The organism is Hydrogenophaga sp., from assembly GCF_041913525.1.
Taxonomy (GTDB): domain Bacteria; phylum Pseudomonadota; class Gammaproteobacteria; order Burkholderiales; family Burkholderiaceae_C; genus Hydrogenophaga.
The window spans coordinates 15,319-33,775 of sequence record NZ_JAYSFD010000014.1; the positions used below are offsets into that span (position 1 = coordinate 15,319).

The window sequence follows — 18,457 nt, forward strand, 5'->3', positions numbered from 1 at the left end:
GGCTTGCGGCGCCTGCAGGGTGGCCTTACTTGAGGTTGCCCTTGAGGAACTGCGCCAGGCGCTCGCTGCGCGGGCGGGCGAGCACTTCGCGCGGGTCACCCTGTTCCTCGATGCAGCCCTGGTGAAGAAAGATCACCTGCGAAGACACCTCGCGGGCGAAGCCCATTTCGTGCGTCACCACGAGCATGGTGCGGCCTTCTTCGGCCAGCAGGCGCATCACGCGCAGCACCTCGCCCACCAGCTCGGGGTCGAGTGCGCTGGTGGGCTCGTCGAACAGCATCACCGCCGGCTCCACCGCCAGGGCGCGCGCGATGGCCACGCGCTGCTGCTGGCCACCGCTCATGTGCGCGGGGTAACGGTCTTCCACGCCGCGCAGGCCCACGCGTTCCAGGTACTTGCGGGCGGTGTCGATGGCCTGATCGCGCGGCACGCCCAGCACGTGCACCGGCGCTTCGATGATGTTTTGCAACACCGTCATGTGCGACCACAGGTTGAAGTGCTGGAACACCATGGCCAGCCTGGTGCGCAGGCGCTGCAACTGGGCGGCGTCCACCGCCTGCAGTTCGCCACGCTTGTCGGCCTTGAGTTGCAGCTCTTCACCGCCCAGGACGATGCGACCGGCGTTGGGCTTTTCCAGCAGGTTGATGCAGCGCAGCAGCGTGCTTTTGCCCGAACCGGAACTGCCGATCAGGCTGATCACGTCGCCCGCGCGGGCCTGCAGAGACACCCCTTTGAGCACCTCATTGGCGCCAAATCGCTTGTGGATGTCGTGCACCTCCAGCAGAGGGGCTTGGGTGGCGGAAGAGGGGGCAGGTGCGGTCATGGATGGGGTCTCAGGCGCCCAGCAGGGGGCCAGTGCGAAAAGGAACGGCGCCGGCGATCTTGCCCAGTTCGCCACCGGCCACGGCGTAGCGTTGGGCCACGGTGGCATACAGCACGCCGGACACGCTGGCGCACACCGTGTGCACGCGGGCTTGGCCAGGCGCGGTGGGGTCGATCACGTCGGCCACTGGGTCACCTGCCGCCAGCTCGTCACCTGGGCGCGCTCGGTAAACCACCACGCCGGGAACCGGGGTGTGAAGCGTCTCGGAACCTGAGAGTGGCGTGGGTTGGCACAGGGGGGCAGGCAGGGCAGGGCGGTCTCCGCCGACCACGCCGAGGTGGCACAGATAGGCCATCAAGGCCTTGGCATCGGCCTGCGCCAGCTCGTGGGACACGTCGGTTTCACCGCGCAGCTCAAGGGTGGTGCTGGCGCAGCCTTGGGGCAGCGGGTGCGACAGGCCGGCGGCCCGCAAGCGTTCGGCCAGTTGCCACCACAGGCCGGAGAGGCATTCGTCGAAAGGGCCGCCCCCAGAATCGCGCGCCAGCAGCACGGCGCGCGCGCCCGTCAGGCGCGCCAGTGGCTCAAGCGGTGCCCAGCAGGCCTCTTCGCAATACAGGTGCAGCACGGCTTCCCAGTCGCAATGCAGATCAATGACGACATCGGCGTCGTGCGAGAGACGCAACAGCTCGCGGCGCAGGCTTTCCAGTTCGGTGGCGGGCTGCCAATCGTTCAGCCACCGTGTCACGGCGGCTCGGACCGTGGCCACGTTGGCCGCCGCGTCGGCGCCCAGGCGCGTCCGCAGGGACTCGAACACGGCTTCGGCCAGATCGGGGTAGTGGCGGTTGAAGTTCTGCGAGGTATCAAACTCGAATCGCCCCATGGCCTTGTGGTCCAGGCGCTGGGCCAGGCCAATGGGGTTGGCCGCGGGCACCAGCACCACGCAGCCGCGAATCAGACCTTGGCGATCGGCCTCGTCCAGTGCCTGGCGCAGGTGGTGCGCCACCAGCATGCCCGGCAACTCTTCCGCGTGCAGGCTGGCCTGCAGGTACACCTTGGGGCGTGCGGTAGGGTCGCCATAGTGAAGCGACACCAGCGTTTTCTGCGCCCCCAGGCTGGGGCTGAGAAGAGGGTGTTCCAGGCGTTGCATCGCGGGCCCTCAATGTGCGCGGGGCGCGAGGTAGGCCAGGTAGCGCCGCTCTGCCAGACGGAACATGCCCACCAGGGTGAAGGTGACGGTGAGGTACAGGGCCGCGGCGGCGATGTAGGCCTCAAACGGCAGGTAGAAGTCGGAGTAGATGCGGCTGGCCGCAGCGGTCACGTCCAGCATGGCGGGCACAGCGCTGGCCAGGCTGGTGCTGTGCAGCATCATCACCACCTCGTTGCTGTAAGCGGGCAGCGCACGGCGCAGGGCGCTGGGCAGCACGATGCGGCGCAAGACGGCCGAGCGCGTCATGCCCATGGCCTGCGCGGCTTCCACCTCACCGGCTGGGGTTTCGCGAATGGCGCCGGCCAGAATCTCGGCCGTGTAGCCCGCCGTGTTCAGGCTGAACGCCAGCAGCGCGCAGAAGAACGGGTCTTTGAAGTGTGTCCAGGGCCAGACCGCGTCCCAGCGCGCCTGCACCCATTCCAGTTGGGCAATGCCGTAGTAGATGAGGTAGAGCTGGATCAGCAGCGGCGTGCCACGAATCACATAGGTGTAGGCCCCCACCACGGTGCGCAACACGCGGCTGCGGCTGGTCAGCGCCAGCGCGAACAGCAGCGCCAGCACGGCACCGACCGCCAGGCAAGACAACAGCAGCCCCAGCGTGGTCATCAGCCCTTCGGCATACAGCGCCAGCGAACTGGGCTTGAAGATCACTTCCCATTTCATGCCGGGCACCTCATGCGGCCGAGCGCTTCACGCCAAGGCTGAAGCGGCGGTCAAGCCAGCGCAGCGCCCACAGCGACACCGAGGTGTACACAAGGAAGAGGGCGGCCGCGAACAGGAAGAAAGTGAAGGGCTCACGGGTGGCCGAGCTGGCCTGCTTGGCCAGGTAGGTCATTTCTTTCAGGCCGATCAGGCTCACCAGTGCGGTGGCCTTGATGAGCACCAGCCAGTTGTTGGTGAAGCCGGGCAGGGCGTAGCGCACCATTTGCGGCAAGGTGATGCGCACAAAAGTCTGGAAGCGGCCCATGCCAAAGGCCCAGGCAGCTTCCATCTGACCACGGGGAATGGACAAGATGGCGCCTCGGAAGGTTTCCGTCATGTAAGCGCCGTAGATGAAACCGATGGTGAGCACGCCAGCCACGAAGGGGTTGATGTCCACCGTGGCTTTGAAGCCCAGCAGCGAAATCAGGTGGTTCAGGCCGATGGTGCCGCCGTAAAACACCAGCAGCATCAGCACCAGCTCGGGAATGCCGCGCACCAGCGTGGTGTACACCGTGGCCAGGCCCACCAGCAACGGCCGCCCGGAAAGCTTGGCCGTGGCGCCGGCAAGGCCCAACAAAATGGCCACCCCGAGGGCGGCCAATGAGACGCCCACCGTGAGGAGGGCGCCTTGCAGAATGGAAGCGTAGTAGCCGGTCAAACCGGGCCTTCCTTATTTGCCGTAGACGTCGAAATCGAAGTACTTCTTGGCGAGCTGGTCGTAGGTGCCGTTGGAGCGGATCGTCTTGATGGCAGCGTTGATCTCGTCCTTGAGCTGGGTTTCGCCCTTGCGCAGCGCCACGCCCATGCCAATGCCGAAGTACTTTTCTTCGTTCAGCTCGGGGCCGACGAAGCCGTAGTCCTTGCCTTCGGGCTTGCTCAGGAAACCACCGGTGACTTCCACGCGGTCGGCCACGGTGCCGTCCAGACGGCCCGACTTGATGTCCAGGTAGACCTGGTCTTGCGCCTCGTAAGGCACCACGTTCACGCCCACGGGCTTGAGCTCACCCAGTGCGTACTTTTCCTGGGTGCTGCCCTTGAGCACGCCCAGCTTCTTGCCCTTCAGCGACGCCAGGTCGGTGAACGGGGTACCGGTCTTCACCACGATCTGGCTCGGGGTGCTGTAGTACTTGTCCGAGAAGTCCACCACCTGCAGGCGCTCTTCGGTGATCGACATCGAACTGATGATGGCGTCGTACTTCTTGGCTTGCAGGCCAGGAATCATGCTGTCCCACACCTGTTCCACGAACACGCACTGGCGCTTGATTTCCTTGCACAGCGCCTCGGCGATGTCCACGTCAAAACCAGTGGGCTTGCCATCAGCCGTCTTGAAGGTGAAAGGCTGGTAGGTGGGGTCTATCGCCACCTTCAGCTCAGGCAAAGCAGCAGGCGCTGCTGCAGGCTCGGCCGCCGGCGCAGCGGCCGGCGCCGGGGCCTCCGATTTGCCGCAACCGACCAGGGCGGCGGCGCCCACCAGACTCAAAGACAGAAACAGGTGCTTCATGGAAGAACTCGCTTGGACGACGGTGACAGTCGCCGACAGTTGAGAAGTGACGGATTGTAGGGGTAGGCGATACCCCGTACTGTTCTGTGAGCATCGGGATGTGCCCCAATGCCGATGGTGTGCAGGGGCTGCCCAAGTCCCCGGCTCGGCACGAGGCCCAGCCAACGCCCTCCCGACCGGATTGGCGTATGAGGGCAGCGCTGACTTGTCGCACTTTGGCGGGCTCAGACGCGTGGGCACCGGCCAGGTCAGGGCTTCCCTCGATCAGGCCGCCCTTCGTCCTCCGGCCGTTGTGGCCCGCGGCCCCGGTCATGCCCAGGAGGTTCGCGAGGCGGGGCCGAACTTTGAGGCAGCGCCTGCCGGCCGACGCCGTCCTGCGGTGGCTGAGGTCTGTTCATCAGCGGTGGCTCTTGGCCACGTTCCGGACGTTGCGGTGTTGGCGGTCGTTGATACAGGGGCGGTGGTGGCTGGGGACGCGGTTCGCGTTCTGGCCTCGTCTCTGGCCGATTGCCATGACCTCGACCTTCCAAGGGCGGTTGGTGAGGTGGCGCTGCGGCTGGCGGCCGCCAACTGGGGTCTCTGGGCTCATAGCGGTAGTGCTGGTCTTGAAGGCGGCGCTGGGCCTCTGGGCCGGGGTAGAGATCGCCTGAGTAAGACCGCTGGTAATCCGGCAGCGGGGCTGGTGCCGGGACCGAACCCTGAATCCGACGATTCCAATCCGGGTGCTGCCGCTCCCATGCCGGGCCCCAGTACTCGCCCCAACGAGGCGGCGCCTCACGGGGCCAAGCGCGAAAGCGAGGCGGCGGCGCACGGTAGTAGCGCAGAGGCACCCGGAGCAGGAAATACGGCACGGCGTACGGTTGCACCAAGGTCCATGGCCCGTCGTACCAACTGCTTGCATACCAATAGTCGTCGATAAACAGCCAGAAGTAGCCGTCAAAGAAGAAGTAGTTGGCCTCCAGGGCCGGAGCGTAATAGACGGGATACCCAGGCACCCGAACCAGACGCGGATAGACCGGAAAGTGAACGCCAATGCTCACGCCTGGCCCGCTGATGCCGATTCCAATGCTCACCTGTGCGGTGGCGGGTGCCTCGTAAAACAGGGGCACCGCCACGATCAGGGGCAACGCGACCATCAGTTGCTTCATGGCGTTCTCCACCTTTGCGCGCTAGGGTGAGCACCGGCAGCCGCTTGCGGTGCTCCATTCCACAAAGCTTCTAGCGCAGGGAGCGCTTTGGCGCGTTGAGCAGACTCAACGACAAGAGGTGGCCTTGCCGAACCATGGCATGGCGGGAAGGACGCCGATACTCGATCCAATTATTTACATAATATACATCGTGGAATATAAAGGGGTCGCAACCAAGCCAACTTAGCCGAGCGCCCCAGGCGTTTGTTTTGACCGTGTTACAGATGACTGGGCACTGAACCGCAAGCCTTCCGGTTTGCGATGAAGCGATGAAATGGCGTCAGCCCCGAATAGGACCTGGAGAGACCAACAGTTCCACCGCGTCGCGAAGCTCAGGTGGCATGTTTTGTGCGCGTTGCACCAACGGGCTGGCACTGTAGCGCTGACCCGCAGGCAGCAGGTGCACACGAAGCCCTAGCATCTCCAGGCGCCCACGCGTGTCCACCAAATCCGCGTTAGTGCGCATCGTGCGTCCATCGACCACCGTCACGGCACCTTGGCCAATCACCTCGACGGCGGTTCCGCGCTCGATCACCAGCGCAGTGTTTTCGTCAATACCAACGCCCAGCATGCTGGGCCATTGCGCCATGGCCGACAGCAGGCGGCCCAACCGTCCGCGCTCAGAGAAATGTTGGTCGATGATGGCGCGTGCCACGAAGCCAAGGCCAATGTCCAGATCGGCCACCTCCTTCTCCGGCAGCTTGGTTGCCTCTCCCTGGGCCAACATGTGGCGCGACATCACCGCAGCACCAGCGCTGGTGCCGCCCATGCAGCAGCCGCGCAGGTGAAAGGCAATGTGCATGGCCTTGAAGGCCTCGGTTTCCCAGATCAGGTCCATCAAGCGGCGCTGATCGCCCCCTGAGATGAACAGACCATCGGCCTCCAAGATGCGGTCGATGACCGCGGTGCTGTTGGCGGCGTCGCGGTCTTCAATGGGGATAGGCGCGAAGTCGGTCACGCCAAGGTCGCCAAAGGCCTTCCCGTAGGTGTCCCAGGCCCACTCGGGCGTCCCGCTGGCGGCACTGATCAGTCGAATGCGGGCGGAAGGCCCGCCACTAAGCTCCAAAAAGCGTCGCAGGATGACCTTGTCGTGAAGCCGATCTTCGGCCCCGCCGATGATGACCAGCCGGCCAATGCGGCGTGACTGGGCGGTGGCGGGAAGTGCCGCGGAAGCGGCGGCGACGGACAGCAAGGCGCGGCGGGACATCATGGCGGGCGGATTGTAGGCCGCCAGGTGTGACCAGTTGTTGTCAGCAAGGGCTGGTGCACGGCCTTGGTGCCCGCCAGCGGCCATTTCGGTGCGAAGCCTGAAGGCGCGGGGGCGCTCAACCCCGCTTCTCTGGCGCATGAGCGAACTTTCACCCGGCACGGCGACGCCAGGCTGCCTGGCACGGTATCTGCATGAGTCATTCTGAAATTCAAGTCACTTGAATTTTCTGAAGGTCTCTTAACCCGATCCCTTGATGAGGAAGCAGATGAAATTCGCGTTCAAACCATTCGCGCTGGCCGGCCTGGTGCTGGGCTCCACCCTCTCGTTGCTGGCCCCCGCCGTCAGCGCCGCCGACCTGCTGGCCACGGTCAAGCAGAAAAAAGAAATCGCCATCGGCACCGAGGCCCAGTTCGCGCCCTTCGAGTTCGTGAAGGACGGCAAGATCGTGGGTTATAGCGCCGACCTGCTGGACGTGGTGATGGCTGGCATGCCCGGTGTGGCGGCCAAGCGGCAAGACGTGCCGTTCCAGGCCATCCTGCCGGGTCTGGCGGCCAAGAAGTTCGACTTCATCGTCACCTCCGTCACGGTCACCAAGGAACGCGACGCCAAGTTCGCCTTCACCCTGCCCATCGCCGAGGCCACCGTGGCCCTGCTGCGCCGCACGGCCGATGGCGCCTTTGCCTCCCCCGCCCAGCTCAGCGGCAAGGTCGCGGGCTCGCAAGCGGGCTCGGCCCAGCTCAAGGTGCTGCGCGAGTACGACAAGAAGCTCAAGGACGAGGGCAAGCCCGGCCTGAAGGAGATCAAGGAATACGTCTCCTTCGACGAGGCCTACGCCGACCTGGCCGCCGGCCGCCTGGACGCGGTGGCGCAGTCCATGTCCAACCTCGGGCCGCTGGTGAAGAGCCGCCCCGACACCTTCGCCGTGGTGCAGCCGGCCATTGGCCCCAAGACCTATTACGCCTGGGTGGGCCGCAAAGACGCCGACAGCGCCCCGCTGGTGAAGTTCTTCAGCGACGGCATCGCCAAGGCCAACACCAGCGGCAAGATGGCCGAGCTGCAGCAAAAGTGGTTCGGCTTCACCATGGCCGTGCCCGCCGACCGCCTGCCCGCGCCGGAGATGTGATGAACGGCCGCCCGTCAGCCCCTGACCTACCGACTCGGAGCGTGGCCCATGCCCTGGTTTGAACGCTGGCTCGGCTACGCCGAGCCGATTGGCCACGGTCTGCTGACGACGGCGGCCCTTTCGGCGGTGGCGATTGCCATGGGCTTTGCCGTGGCCATTGCCCTGCACCTCACCCGCACCCGCGGGCCCCTGCCGGCCCGGGGCCTGGTGGGGGTGTACGTGAGCTTCTTTCGCGGCACGCCGCTGCTGGTGCAGTTGCTGATGCTGTTCTACCTGCCCGCCGCCTTTGGCCTTGACCTGAACCCCTGGCTGGCCGCGGGCCTGGTGCTGGCGCTGAACTCGGCGGCCTTCCAGAGCGAAATCCTGCGCTCGGGCTTTGAGGCCATCCCGGTGGCGCAACTTGAGGCAGCCCGGGTGTTCGGGCTGAGCGAGCGCCAGATCTTTCGCCACATCCAGTTGCCGCAGGTGCTGCGGCTTACCTTCCCCGCCCTGGTGAACGAAGCGGTGGACATCATCAAGGGTTCCGCCGTGGTCTCGGTGCTGGCCATTGCCGACCTGATGCGCGTGGGCAAGCAACTGGTGGCCGTGTCGTACCGCCCCCTTGAGGTGTACCTGGCCATTGCCCTGGCCTACCTGGTGCTTACCACCCTGGTGTCGTGGGGCGCCGCCCGCCTGGTGCGCGCCCGTTCCACGGGAGCTGCCGCATGAACCCCGACCTGATCATTGAGATTCTGCCGGCCTTCCTTCGCGCGGCGTGGCTGACGCTGTGGCTGTCGGTGTTGGCCATCGCGCTGGGCGCGGTGCTGGGCTTTGGGCTCAACGCCGCCCTGCAACTGGCGCCTCGCGTGGCCCCGCTGTACCGAGCCTTTGTGTGGGTGGTGCGCGGCACGCCCTTCCTGGCGCAACTCTTCGTGCTGTATTTCGGTCTGCCCCAGATCGGGCTGGCCATGGACGCGATCACCGCCGCCGTCGTGGGCTTGGCGATTTATGGCTCGGCCTACTTCGCCGAAATCTTCCGCGCCTGCTGGCAGTCCATCCCACGCGGGCAGGTGGAAGCCGGTCGGGTGTTCGGCATGAGCCGCCTGGCCATCCTGCGGCACATCGAATGGCCGCAAGCCGGGCGCCTGGCCATTCCCATGCTGGTGAACCAGGCCATTCTGGTGCTCAAGGAATCGTCGGTGGTGTCCATCATCACCGTGCCCGAACTCACCATGACCGCCGGCACCGTGGTGGCCGACACCTTCTCCTACCTCGAGCCCTATCTGCTGCTGGGCCTCATTTACTGGCTCATGGCCCTGGCGCTGGCCAGCCTCGGCCGCGCCACCGAGCGCCTGATCGCGCTCACCCCAAGCCCGAAAGCCTGACATGAATGCCTCCGCCGTTTCCATTCCCATGGTCAGCCTCAAGGGCGTGTGCAAGTCGTATGGCCCAGTGCAGGTGCTGCACGACTTTGAACTGGACGTCGCCCGTGGCGAGGTGGTCACCCTCATCGGCCCTTCGGGCTCGGGCAAGACCACCGCGCTGCGCTGCATGAACTTCCTGGAAGCCCACGACGCCGGCGAGGTGCGCATCCGCGGTGCGCTGCTGGGCTACAGCACGCGCTCAGACGGCACACGCCAGCGCGAGAGCGAGCGCTCGGTGGCCGAGGTGCGCGCCTGCGTGGCCATGGTTTTCCAGCAGTTCAACCTGTGGCCCCACATGCGGGTGATCGACAACGTGATGGCGCCCCTGACCATCGCCCGAGGCGTGCCCGCCGAGCAGGCCCGCGCCCGCGCCCAGAAAGCCCTGGAGCGCGTGGGACTGGGCGCCAAGGCACAGGCCTACCCGGCACAGCTCAGCGGCGGCCAGCAGCAGCGCGTGGGCATTGCCCGGGCGCTGGTGGTCGAGCCCGAGGTGATGCTGCTGGACGAGCCCACCTCGGCACTTGACCCCGAATTGGTGGACGAGGTGCTGGAAGTCATCTTGTCATTGGTGCGCGAGGGCATGACCATGGTGATGGTCACGCACGAAATGGGGTTTGCAGCCAAGGTGTCCACCCGCGTGGTGTTCATGGAGGCAGGCCGCATCGTCGAGCAAGGACCACCCGCCACCTTGTTTCAAACCCCCAAGACCGAGCGGCTGCGCGCCTTCCTGCGCACCTGGCTGTCGCGCCAGCGTCAGGCCTTCGAGCTGCCGGTCAATGACGGAGCCACCGCATGACCTTGCCCGCCCTGCCCCCTCAAGCCAGCACCGCCATGAGCGCGGTGAATGGCCCGCGATTCGTTGCCGATCTGCGCGCCCTCTCCCGCTTCGGCGGCCGCGATGACGGCGGCGTCAGCCGCGAAGCCCTCACCGACACCGAGTGCCAGGCCCGCCAATGGCTGGTGCAACAGCTCCAAGGGGCCCAATACCAGTGGCGCGTGGACGATGCCGCCAACCTGTGGGTGCGCCGCGCCGGCCGCGACGAGAACCTGGCCCCGGTGATGACCGGCAGCCACATCGACACCCAGCCCGTGGGTGGCTGGCTCGATGGCGCTTATGGTGTGATGGCCGGGCTGGAGGTGCTGCGCGCCCTGGACGACGCCGGCCTGAGCACCCGCCGGCCCATCGAGGTGATGGCCTGGACCAACGAGGAAGGCTCACGCTTTGGCCCCGGCGCCATGGGCTCCAGCGCCTTTGCCGACGCCACCCGTCTGCCCACCTTTCTGGCCGCGAAAAGCCCACAGGGCGACGCCTTTGCCACCGAACGCGACAAGGCCCTGGCCGCCACGCCCAGCGCCGTTCACCACCCGCTGGGCCACGCGGTGCACGCCTATGTCGAGGCGCACATCGAACAAGGCCCGGTGCTGGAAGACGGCGGCCAGCGCCTGGGCGTGGTCACCTTTATTCAGGGCGTGCGCTGGTTCGACATCACCGTGCACGGCAGCAGTGCCCACGCCGGCACCACCCCCATGGGCGTGCGGCAAGACGCCTTGCTTGCCGCCGCCAGCCTGGTGCATCGCCTGCACGCCGCCGCCATGGCCCGCCAAGACCCCGACCTGCGCTGGACGGTAGGTCGCTTCGAGGTGAGCCCGGGCTCGGTCAACACCGTGGCCGACCGGGTGCGCTTCACCGTTGACCTGCGCCACCCCCAAGAGGCCGTGCTCGACGCGATGGAGGCCACGCTGCGCACCGCACTGGTGGCGGACGCTGGCGCGTGCCGCTGCGACTGCCGCGACCTCATGCGCCGCGCCCCCACGCCATTTGACCCGCGCGTGCTTGGCGTGCTGGAGGCCGCCGCCCAACTCACCGGCGAGCCTTATCGCCAACTGGGCTCGGGTGCCTTCCACGACGCCATGTACCTGGCCGACGTGTGCCCCGCCGCCATGCTTTTCGTGCCCAGCCATCGGGGCATCAGCCACAACGCCGCCGAGGACACGCCCGAGGCTGACCTGATCGCCGGCGTGCGCGCCCTGGCCGCCACCCTGTTCACCCTGGCCGACGCGAATTGACGCGTTGGTTTTTCTCTCCGTTCGTTACAAGGAACCCGCATGACCACCCTGCCCCCCACCATCGTCGACAACAGCGAACCCGCCGGCGAAAACGCCACCCTGCACGAGCCCATTTCGGCAGATGGCACGCCCGAACTGGGCAAGGTGTATGAGGTGCCCGCCCGCCAGGGCCGCGCCGTGCGCGTGGCCAAGGGCCAGACCATCCGCATCGTGAACACCCACGGCACGCAGGTGTGCGACATGTGGGCCTTCAACGCCAACAGCATGAACGAGTTCATGTCCATGGAACACCTGCGCGCCTGGGTCGACCGCATCAACCCCCTGCCCGGCGATGCGATGGTCACCAACCACCGCCGCGCCATCCTCACCTTCAAGACCGACACCTCGGTGGGCGTGCACGACACGCTCATCGCCCCCTGCGACATCTACCGCTACCGCACCCTGGGTGTGCAGGGTTACCACGACAGTTGCGCCGACAACCTGCGCCTGGCGGTCAAGGCAATCGGTCTGCGCACGCGCGAGGTGCCGGGCTCGCTGAACCTGTGGATGAACATTCCCTTCAACCCCCAGGGCCAGATCGAGTGGAAACCCACCGTGAGTCAAGCGGGTGATTACGTGGAATTCGTGGCCGAGATGGACTGTATCGTCGTGATGTCGTCCTGCCCGCAGGACATCGTCGCCATCAACAGCAACAAACCCATGCCGGTGCACTTCTCGGTGCATTGATCGCCCCGCGCCATGCCCAAGCCCCTCCGTGACGCCCCTGGTACGCCCGTCGTGGCTGCCACCGACCCAGTGGCGGCGCTGGGCCGGCGCATTCGCCACACCCGAACCCTTCACGGCCTCACCCTCAAGAGCGTGGCCGGCACGGTGGGGTGCTCAGAGAGCATGCTCTCCAAGATCGAGTGCGGGCTGGCCTCGCCCTCGCTCACCATGCTCCACCGCATTGCCCAGGCCCTGCAGACCAACGTGGCCGAGCTCACCACCCTGGCCGAGCCCGCCTTCGGCCCCGTCCTGCGGCCATCGCAACGGCCGGTGGTGCAACTGGTGGCGGGCTCGCGCCGTGAAGCCGGCATCCGGCTGGAGCGGCTCATTCCGCCGCAGCGCGGCCAGTTGCTGCAAGGTGACATTCACATCCTGGAGCCCGGCGCCCAGACCAGCGGCAGCATTCACCACCAGGGCGAAGAACTCGGCTTTGTGCTGGAAGGCCAGTTGCAGCTCACGCTGGGCGATGAAACCCACGAGCTCCAGGCCGGTGACTCGTTCTACTTTTCCAGCGACCGCCCCCACCGCTACCGCAACCCCGGCACCACCGTCACGCGCGTGATCTGGGTCAACACCCCGCCCACTTTCTAAGCCCGCCGACGCGGCCAAAGAAAAACCCCGGGACTCGCGTCACCGGGGTTTTGCATTGGAAGCGTCAGCGACTGGCGCCGATCAGTCTTCCACGAAGGCTTCTTCGCGCCGCTTCTTGATCGACGGCAACAGCACCACCGCCAACAGCAAGAGAGCAGCCACCAGCAGCGATGCCGAGATCGGGCGGGTCACGAACACCGACCACTCACCGCGAGAGATCAGCAGGGCACGGCGCAGGTACTCTTCCATCATCGGCCCGAGAATGAAGCCCAGCAGCAGAGGCGCCGGCTCGCAACCCAACTTGATGAAGGCGTAACCGATCACCCCGAACAGCGCCACCATCCAGATGTCGAAGCTGTTGTTGTTGGTGGAGTACACACCCACCGCGCAGAACAGCACGATGGCGGGGAACAGCCAGCGATATGGCACGGTCAGCAGCTTGATCCACATGCCGATCAGGGGCAGGTTCAAGATCACCAGCATGGCGTTGCCGATCCACATCGAGGCGATCAGGCCCCAGAACAGCTCGGGGTTGCTGGTCATCACCTGCGGGCCAGGCTGGATGTTGTGGATGGTCATGGCACCCACCATCAGCGCCATCACGGCGTTGGGCGGGATGCCCAGCGTCAGCAGCGGGATGAAGGAGGTCTGCGAACCGGAGTTGTTGGCCGACTCGGGAGAAGCCACACCACGGATGTTGCCCTGGCCGAAAGGCACTTCGCCCGGCTTGAGCTTGGTCTTCTTCTCGATGGTGTAGGCCGCGAAGGACGAGAGCAGCGCACCACCGCCCGGCAGAATGCCCAGCACCGAACCCAGGGCGGTGCCGCGAACCACGGCCGGGAACATGTTCTTGAAGTCTTCGGCGGTGGGCATGATGCCGCTCACCTTGCCCACGAACACATCGCGCTTCTCGTCGCCTTGGGCCAGGTTGCTGATAATTTCCCCGTAGCCGAACACGCCCATGGCGATGACCACGAAGTTCACGCCGTCGGTGAGCTCAGGAATGTCGAAGCTGAAACGGGCAACACCCGAGTTCACGTCGGTGCCGATCAGGCCAACCAACAGACCCAGCACGATCATGGCCAGTGCCTTGATCAGCGAGCCCGAAGCCAGCACCACCGCGCCGATCAGGCCCAGGATCATCAGCGAGAAGTATTCGGCAGGGCCGAAGCTCAGGGCCACCTCGGTCAGCGGCGGCGCGAAGGCGGCCAGCACCAGGGTGCCCACGCAGCCCGCGAAGAACGAACCCAGGCCAGCGGCGGCCAGCGCCGGGCCCGCGCGGCCCTTGCGGGCCATCTGGTAACCGTCGATCACGGTCACCACCGACGACGATTCTCCCGGCAGGTTCACCAGAATGGCCGTGGTCGAGCCACCGTACTGAGCGCCGTAGTAGATACCGGCCAACATGATCAGCGCCGACACAGGCTCCAGGCCGTAGGTCACCGGCAGCAGCATGGCGATGGTGGCCAGCGGGCCGATGCCGGGCAGCACGCCAATAAGTGTGCCCAGCAAACAGCCAACGAAGGCGTACAGCAGGTTTTGCGCGGTGAACGCCACGCCAAAACCCAAGGACAGGTTATTGATGAGATCCATCATGTTTGAAGTCTCCGTGCGGTCTTGTTGTTATCGAGTGAAGAAGGCAGGCCACACAGGGAACTGCAGGTTGAGCGCATAGACGAAGGCAAAGTAGCTGCCCACCGCCAGGATGGCCGAAAGAATCACTGCTTCCTTGAAGCTAGCGCCAGGGCGAGCAAAGCTGGCGATGATCACCAGGGCAAAGATCGCCACGATCAGACCGAAGGCCGGGATGCCCAGAGCAGGCACGCCCACCAGCAACGCACCAAACGCCAGGTTGGCACCGATCACGAACAACAGTGGCCGCCAAGCGATGGCGCCCACCGGGTCACCATCACCACCGCCCTTGCGGAACGACTGCAGCGTGACCAGGGCACCCAGAATGGCCAGCAGAATGCCCAGCATGAGCGGGAAGTACCCCGGCCCCATGCGGGCGGCCTGGCCGACCTCGTAGTTGGTGGCCCCCACCGCGAAGGTGATGCCCACGGCGGTGAACATGATGCCGGACAGAAAGTCCCGTTGACTTGCCAGTTTCACGACGTCTCCTTGGAATTTTTGACAATGGCGCGGATTGTGCTGCGCAAAAAACGGCCCACCCATGTGGGTTCCACCTACGAAACGGGGGGTATTTACCTAGGGTTTTTACCAATCATCACCAGCGCCCGGTGGCCTGTTTGGCGCGAATGAAGGCGGCAATGATCTCCACGACCTCCGCCCGGTTGGCGCGCCGGGCGAAGTCGATGGCCGTGAGACCTTGCTGGTTCTTAATTGATGGATCGGCGCCCTCCTCCAACAAAATCTTCACCACCGTGGGGTTTCCATAGTGCGCCGCCATCATCAAGGGCGTCGTGCCATTAGGCGATTCGGCATCGATGTAAGCGTGGTGTTCCAGCAGCAGCCGAACCATGGCGGGCGCCTGCCCTCCCGCGTCGGTGGCGGCGTAGTGCAAGGGCGCCCAGCCGGGCTTGTTGACCTCGGCCTCGCGCTCGATCAATCGGGTCGCCAAGGCCAGACGGCCTTTAAGTGCCGCCATCATCAAGGGAGATTCGTCGTTGGGCGTGCGCACCTCGACTTGCACACCGGGTTGGTCCAGCAGGAAACCGGCCACCTTCACTGCGTCATCGCGCATGGCGAGAAAGAGCGCGTGCTCTCCCCTTCGATTGATGGTGTTGAGGTCAAAGCCCCGCTGCGCCAGGCGCTGAATCTCGGTCACGTCATCGTGCTTCACGGCCGCGAAGAAGTCCTCAAAGGAGCTGGCCCATGCAGAGGAGAAAGCCGTCAAGCCTAGGCAAAAAAACCCAACAGATACAAACCACTTTTTCACATTCTTCATGTTGAGCCTCAAGTGTTTTGCTGCACCACCCGGGAAAACAGACGCTCAAAATTTGCGGCGGTGGTGCGGGCCACCTCTTCCACGCCAACCCCTTTGAGCTCGGCCACTTGTTGCGCCACCAGCGGCACCAAGGCCGGCGTGTTGGTCTTGCCTCGGAACGGCACCGGCGCGAGATACGGGCTGTCGGTCTCGATCAACAGGCGATCCAGCGGCACCATTTTGGCCACCTCGCGCAAGTCGGCCGCGTTGCGGAAGGTGAGGATGCCCGAAAAGGAAATGGAGAAGTCCAGGTCCAGAGCGGCACGGGCGACCTCGGCAGTTTCAGTAAAGCAGTGAAACACGCCACGCGAGCTCACGCCCGGCGAGCTGAAGCCTCCCTCCTCGCGCAGGATGGCCAGCGTGTCTTCAGAGGCGCTGCGGGTGTGGATGACCAGGGGCAAGTCGGTCTGTCGCCCAGCGCGAATGTGGGTGCGAAAACGCTCACGCTGCCACTCCACCTCGGCCACCGTGCGATCGCCCAGTCGGTAGTAGTCGAGGCCAGTCTCACCAATGCCCACCACCTTGGGCCTGGACGCGCCGTCCAAAAGGTCTTGCAGAGTGGGCTCGCGCACGCCCTCGTTGTCGGGGTGCACACCCACCGTGGCCCAGAGATGGGCATGGTCGCGCGCCAGCGCGTGCACGTCGTCGAACTCTTCCAAGGTGGTGCAGATGCACAAGGCGCGGGTCACCTGGGCCTGGGCCATGGCTTGCAGCACCTCGGGAAGCTGCTCTCGCAGTTCGGGAAAGTTCAGGTGGCAGTGGGAGTCAGTGAACATCGTGGTGAACAAGCAAAAACACCGCCAACGGCGGTGTTTGACAGGCTGGCCCCTGGCTCAGAGGGTTTGGGTACCGCGATCGGAGCTGAGGTTGGCGCCCAGGATCTCTTCAATCTTGAGCTTGAGCTGGCGCGACTTTTCGTCACCGGGGAAACGAATCCCCACGCCCTGGGTGCGTCCGCCCTGGGCACGCGCAGGCGTCACCCAGGCCACCTTGCCGGCAATGGGGTAGCGCTGCGGGTCATCGGGCAAGCTGAGCAGCACGTAGACGTCGTCGCCCAAGCTGTACTCACGAGCCGACGGAATGAAGATGCCTCCGTCAGCAAACAAGGGAATGTAGGCAGCGTAAAGAGCCGCCTTCTCCTTGATGGAGAGCTGAATCACGCTGGGGCGCGCGGTCTGCGAGGAGCTGGGGAGCGTCGTCATCAAGGCGCAAGTGTACTTTCATCACGGCAGACCACGCCAACCGCTGGGTGGAATCAGCGGCCCTTTCGCGCGCCGAGGGCCAGCACCTGCCGGGTGCGCGCGGCCCAAGCCTCTTGCAGCAGGCCCGCCTGGAACGGATGCTCCACGGTCTTGGCGGCGTCCATGAGCTCGCGCGCCCAGGTGGCCAACACCGCCCAGCGCGGCGGGGTGGGCAGCCGGTCGGCCGGGAAAAAGCGGGTGGGTGCGCCGGCGGCGCAGGCCATGAGGTCGTGGCAAAGCTTCTGCAGCACCGCCAGTTGCTGGGCAGGCGCCCAGTCCGCCAGGCCTGACCAGTCACCTCGCGCCAGGGCCTGGGGCAAGGCCGTCCAGATGGCCGCGGTCAGCCCCGCCTGGCCCCACACCAGGGCGTCGTCGGGGCGGCCACCCGCGGCTTGCAACCACACCCTGGCCTGTGCGTCGTCGGCGCGTCCCTGAGCCCGCTCCACCAGCCAGGCCACGGCCTCGGTCTCATCGGGCCAGGCCATCACGTGGGTCTGGCAGCGGCTGCGGATGGTGGGCAGGATGAGGTGCGCCGCCTCGGTGGCCAGCACAAAGCGCACCTCGCCCACGGGCTCTTCCAGGGTCTTCAGCAGGGTGTTGGCCGACTCCACGTTCAGCCGCTCAGCCGGGTACACCAGCACGGCCTTGGTGCTGCCGCGCGATCGGGTGGTCTGGGTGAAGGCCACGGCGTCGCGAGCAGCCTCCACCCGGATGAGTTTGCTGGGCTTGCGCTTTTTGTCGTCGATCTCTTTTTGTGCGCCCTCGTCCAGGGGCCAACCCAGGTCCAGGGCCAAGGTCTCGGGCATCAGCACCGACAGGTCGGCGTGGGTGCGAACGTCAATGGCGTGGCAGCTACCGCAGTGCCCGCAAGCGCCCTGTTCGGTGGGCTGCTCACACAGCCAGGCGCGCACCAAGGCCAGGCCCAGTCGGTACTGGCCGAGGCCGGAGGGGCCGCTGAGCAGGATGGCGTGTCCGCGCTGCGTCAACAGACCACTGAGCTGACGCTGCAGCCAAGGGGCCAAGGCGGGCTGGGTCTCGCTCATGGTTCAGCCCTCCAGCCAGGCACGGCCGACCAGGGTGGCGCGCACCTGCGCCGCCACTTCACTGGGTGGCTGGTCGGCGTCAATCCGAGCGAACCGCTGGGGTGCGGCCGCCGCTCGCGCGGCGTAGCCCTGGGCCACGCGCTCAAAAAAAGCCTGCGGCTGCGCCTCAAACCGGTCTGGCACACGCGCCCCCGCCAAGCGCTTGGCGGCAACGGCGGGGCTCAGGTCGAACCAGAGGGTGAGGTCGGGCTCGCGCAGGCCACCCTCGGGCCGGCCCTGCACCCAGGCCTCAAGCTGGTGCAGCACGGCCAGGTCAAAGCCCCGCCCGAAGCCCTGGTAGGCGAAGGTGGCGTCGGTGAAGCGATCGCAAATCACCACGCCACCCGCGGCCAGGGCGGGCTCGATCACGGTTTGCAGGTGGTCACGGCGCGCGGCGAACATCAGCAGGGCTTCGCACAGGGGGTCCATGGCATCGCCCAACACAAGGGCGCGCAGTTTCTCGGCCAGTGGTGTGCCGCCGGGCTCTCGGGTAAGGGTCACGGCGCGGCCAGCCGCGCGAAAGGCCTGGGCCACCTTCTCAATGTGGGTGGACTTGCCCGCGCCGTCGATGCCTTCGAAGGTGATGAAAAGGCCAGGGGTCTGCATGT

At 65.7% G+C, this 18,457-nt stretch carries 20 protein-coding genes; 7 read left to right on the forward strand and 13 right to left on the reverse strand.

The genetic code is table 11. The features are described from left to right. Positions 1-25 precede the first annotated feature (25 nt). From ACE3RQ_RS15500 to ACE3RQ_RS15525, 6 genes are all read right to left on the reverse strand, one after another. Entirely contained in the window at positions 26-823 is a 798-nt protein-coding gene (locus ACE3RQ_RS15500) for an ABC transporter ATP-binding protein (RefSeq protein ID WP_374522952.1), read from the reverse strand. Between the two features lie 10 nt (positions 824-833). After that, positions 834-1,970: a succinylglutamate desuccinylase/aspartoacylase family protein gene (locus ACE3RQ_RS15505; protein WP_374522953.1), complete on the reverse strand. Its 1,137-nt coding sequence runs from the start codon at positions 1,968-1,970 to the stop codon at positions 834-836. A 9-nt stretch (positions 1,971-1,979) separates the two neighbouring features. Continuing rightward, a complete protein-coding gene (locus ACE3RQ_RS15510) occupies positions 1,980-2,693 on the reverse strand; it encodes an ABC transporter permease (RefSeq protein WP_374522954.1) in 714 nt (237 codons plus the stop codon). Between the two features lie 10 nt (positions 2,694-2,703). Further along, the gene (locus tag ACE3RQ_RS15515; RefSeq protein WP_374522955.1) at positions 2,704-3,390 is read right to left on the reverse strand and encodes an ABC transporter permease; all 687 of its coding nucleotides are present in this window, start codon (positions 3,388-3,390) and stop codon (positions 2,704-2,706) included. A 12-nt stretch (positions 3,391-3,402) separates the two neighbouring features. Continuing rightward, the gene (locus ACE3RQ_RS15520; RefSeq protein WP_374522956.1) at positions 3,403-4,233 is read right to left on the reverse strand and encodes an ABC transporter substrate-binding protein; all 831 of its coding nucleotides are present in this window, start codon (positions 4,231-4,233) and stop codon (positions 3,403-3,405) included. A gap of 1,467 nt (positions 4,234-5,700) precedes the next feature. Next, entirely contained in the window at positions 5,701-6,630 is a 930-nt protein-coding gene (locus ACE3RQ_RS15525) for a cyanophycinase (protein ID WP_374522957.1), read from the reverse strand. A 265-nt stretch (positions 6,631-6,895) separates the two neighbouring features. Between ACE3RQ_RS15525 and ACE3RQ_RS15530 the strand changes: the two genes are divergently transcribed. The 7 genes from ACE3RQ_RS15530 to ACE3RQ_RS15560 are packed head-to-tail and all read left to right on the forward strand — an operon-like array spanning position 6,896 to position 12,579. Then, positions 6,896-7,753 carry a transporter substrate-binding domain-containing protein gene (locus ACE3RQ_RS15530; protein WP_374522958.1) on the forward strand — a complete coding sequence of 286 codons (858 nt, stop codon included), beginning with the start codon at positions 6,896-6,898 and terminating at the stop codon, positions 7,751-7,753. A 48-nt stretch (positions 7,754-7,801) separates the two neighbouring features. Next, positions 7,802-8,461 (forward strand): amino acid ABC transporter permease, encoded by a 660-nt coding sequence (locus ACE3RQ_RS15535; protein WP_374522960.1) that lies wholly within the window; start codon positions 7,802-7,804, stop codon positions 8,459-8,461. Further along, on the forward strand, positions 8,458-9,117 hold the full coding sequence (locus ACE3RQ_RS15540; protein WP_374522961.1) for an amino acid ABC transporter permease: 660 nt from the start codon (positions 8,458-8,460) through the stop codon (positions 9,115-9,117). The genes ACE3RQ_RS15535 and ACE3RQ_RS15540 overlap by 4 nt, the downstream gene beginning before the upstream one ends. A gap of 1 nt (position 9,118) precedes the next feature. Next, on the forward strand, positions 9,119-9,952 hold the full coding sequence (locus ACE3RQ_RS15545) for an amino acid ABC transporter ATP-binding protein (RefSeq protein ID WP_374522962.1): 834 nt from the start codon (positions 9,119-9,121) through the stop codon (positions 9,950-9,952). Next, positions 9,949-11,223 (forward strand): M20 family metallo-hydrolase, encoded by a 1,275-nt coding sequence (locus ACE3RQ_RS15550; RefSeq protein ID WP_374522963.1) that lies wholly within the window; start codon positions 9,949-9,951, stop codon positions 11,221-11,223. Before ACE3RQ_RS15545 ends, ACE3RQ_RS15550 begins: the two co-directional genes overlap by 4 nt. Before the next feature lie 39 nt (positions 11,224-11,262). Next, a complete protein-coding gene (locus tag ACE3RQ_RS15555) occupies positions 11,263-11,949 on the forward strand; it encodes a DUF1989 domain-containing protein (protein ID WP_374522964.1) in 687 nt (228 codons plus the stop codon). 12 nt (positions 11,950-11,961) lie between these two features. Beyond that, on the forward strand, positions 11,962-12,579 hold the full coding sequence (locus ACE3RQ_RS15560; protein ID WP_374522965.1) for a cupin domain-containing protein: 618 nt from the start codon (positions 11,962-11,964) through the stop codon (positions 12,577-12,579). An 81-nt stretch (positions 12,580-12,660) separates the two neighbouring features. On the opposite strand, the gene ACE3RQ_RS15565 is transcribed toward ACE3RQ_RS15560, so the two are convergent. The 7 genes from ACE3RQ_RS15565 to tmk all read right to left on the reverse strand — a co-directional run bounded on the left by ACE3RQ_RS15565 (position 12,661) and on the right by tmk (position 18,455). Beyond that, a complete protein-coding gene (locus tag ACE3RQ_RS15565; protein ID WP_374523026.1) occupies positions 12,661-14,172 on the reverse strand; it encodes a tripartite tricarboxylate transporter permease in 1,512 nt (503 codons plus the stop codon). Between the two features lie 30 nt (positions 14,173-14,202). After that, positions 14,203-14,691, reverse strand: coding sequence for a tripartite tricarboxylate transporter TctB family protein (locus ACE3RQ_RS15570; protein ID WP_374522966.1), 489 nt, complete (start codon positions 14,689-14,691; stop codon positions 14,203-14,205). 115 nt (positions 14,692-14,806) lie between these two features. After that, the gene (locus ACE3RQ_RS15575; protein WP_374522968.1) at positions 14,807-15,382 is read right to left on the reverse strand and encodes an ankyrin repeat domain-containing protein; all 576 of its coding nucleotides are present in this window, start codon (positions 15,380-15,382) and stop codon (positions 14,807-14,809) included. Between the two features lie 113 nt (positions 15,383-15,495). Then, positions 15,496-16,302, reverse strand: a complete 807-nt coding sequence (locus tag ACE3RQ_RS15580; RefSeq protein ID WP_374522969.1) for a TatD family hydrolase — start codon at positions 16,300-16,302, stop codon at positions 15,496-15,498. A gap of 57 nt (positions 16,303-16,359) precedes the next feature. Further along, positions 16,360-16,728: a PilZ domain-containing protein gene (locus tag ACE3RQ_RS15585; RefSeq protein WP_374522971.1), complete on the reverse strand. Its 369-nt coding sequence runs from the start codon at positions 16,726-16,728 to the stop codon at positions 16,360-16,362. Positions 16,729-16,781: 53 nt separating this feature from the next. Next, positions 16,782-17,810, reverse strand: coding sequence for a DNA polymerase III subunit delta' (locus ACE3RQ_RS15590; RefSeq protein ID WP_374522972.1), 1,029 nt, complete (start codon positions 17,808-17,810; stop codon positions 16,782-16,784). Positions 17,811-17,813: 3 nt separating this feature from the next. After that, entirely contained in the window at positions 17,814-18,455 is a 642-nt protein-coding gene (gene tmk / locus ACE3RQ_RS15595; RefSeq protein WP_374522973.1) for a dTMP kinase, read from the reverse strand. Positions 18,456-18,457: the final 2 nt, after the last annotated feature.

Coding starts and splice junctions, on each gene's coding strand:
- ACE3RQ_RS15500 (WP_374522952.1), bottom strand. CDS start 823: ATGACCGCACCTGCCCCCTCTTCCGCCACCCAAGCCCCTCTGCTGGAG.
- ACE3RQ_RS15505 (WP_374522953.1), bottom strand. CDS start 1,970: ATGCAACGCCTGGAACACCCTCTTCTCAGCCCCAGCCTGGGGGCGCAG.
- ACE3RQ_RS15510 (WP_374522954.1), bottom strand. CDS start 2,693: ATGAAATGGGAAGTGATCTTCAAGCCCAGTTCGCTGGCGCTGTATGCC.
- ACE3RQ_RS15520 (WP_374522956.1), bottom strand. CDS start 4,233: ATGAAGCACCTGTTTCTGTCTTTGAGTCTGGTGGGCGCCGCCGCCCTG.
- ACE3RQ_RS15525 (WP_374522957.1), bottom strand. CDS start 6,630: ATGATGTCCCGCCGCGCCTTGCTGTCCGTCGCCGCCGCTTCCGCGGCA.
- ACE3RQ_RS15530 (WP_374522958.1), top strand. CDS start 6,896: ATGAAATTCGCGTTCAAACCATTCGCGCTGGCCGGCCTGGTGCTGGGC.
- ACE3RQ_RS15535 (WP_374522960.1), top strand. CDS start 7,802: ATGCCCTGGTTTGAACGCTGGCTCGGCTACGCCGAGCCGATTGGCCAC.
- ACE3RQ_RS15540 (WP_374522961.1), top strand. CDS start 8,458: ATGAACCCCGACCTGATCATTGAGATTCTGCCGGCCTTCCTTCGCGCG.
- ACE3RQ_RS15545 (WP_374522962.1), top strand. CDS start 9,119: ATGAATGCCTCCGCCGTTTCCATTCCCATGGTCAGCCTCAAGGGCGTG.
- ACE3RQ_RS15550 (WP_374522963.1), top strand. CDS start 9,949: ATGACCTTGCCCGCCCTGCCCCCTCAAGCCAGCACCGCCATGAGCGCG.
- ACE3RQ_RS15555 (WP_374522964.1), top strand. CDS start 11,263: ATGACCACCCTGCCCCCCACCATCGTCGACAACAGCGAACCCGCCGGC.
- ACE3RQ_RS15560 (WP_374522965.1), top strand. CDS start 11,962: ATGCCCAAGCCCCTCCGTGACGCCCCTGGTACGCCCGTCGTGGCTGCC.
- ACE3RQ_RS15565 (WP_374523026.1), bottom strand. CDS start 14,172: ATGGATCTCATCAATAACCTGTCCTTGGGTTTTGGCGTGGCGTTCACC.
- ACE3RQ_RS15580 (WP_374522969.1), bottom strand. CDS start 16,302: ATGTTCACTGACTCCCACTGCCACCTGAACTTTCCCGAACTGCGAGAG.
- ACE3RQ_RS15585 (WP_374522971.1), bottom strand. CDS start 16,728: ATGACGACGCTCCCCAGCTCCTCGCAGACCGCGCGCCCCAGCGTGATT.
- ACE3RQ_RS15590 (WP_374522972.1), bottom strand. CDS start 17,810: ATGAGCGAGACCCAGCCCGCCTTGGCCCCTTGGCTGCAGCGTCAGCTC.
- tmk (WP_374522973.1), bottom strand. CDS start 18,455: ATGCAGACCCCTGGCCTTTTCATCACCTTCGAAGGCATCGACGGCGCG.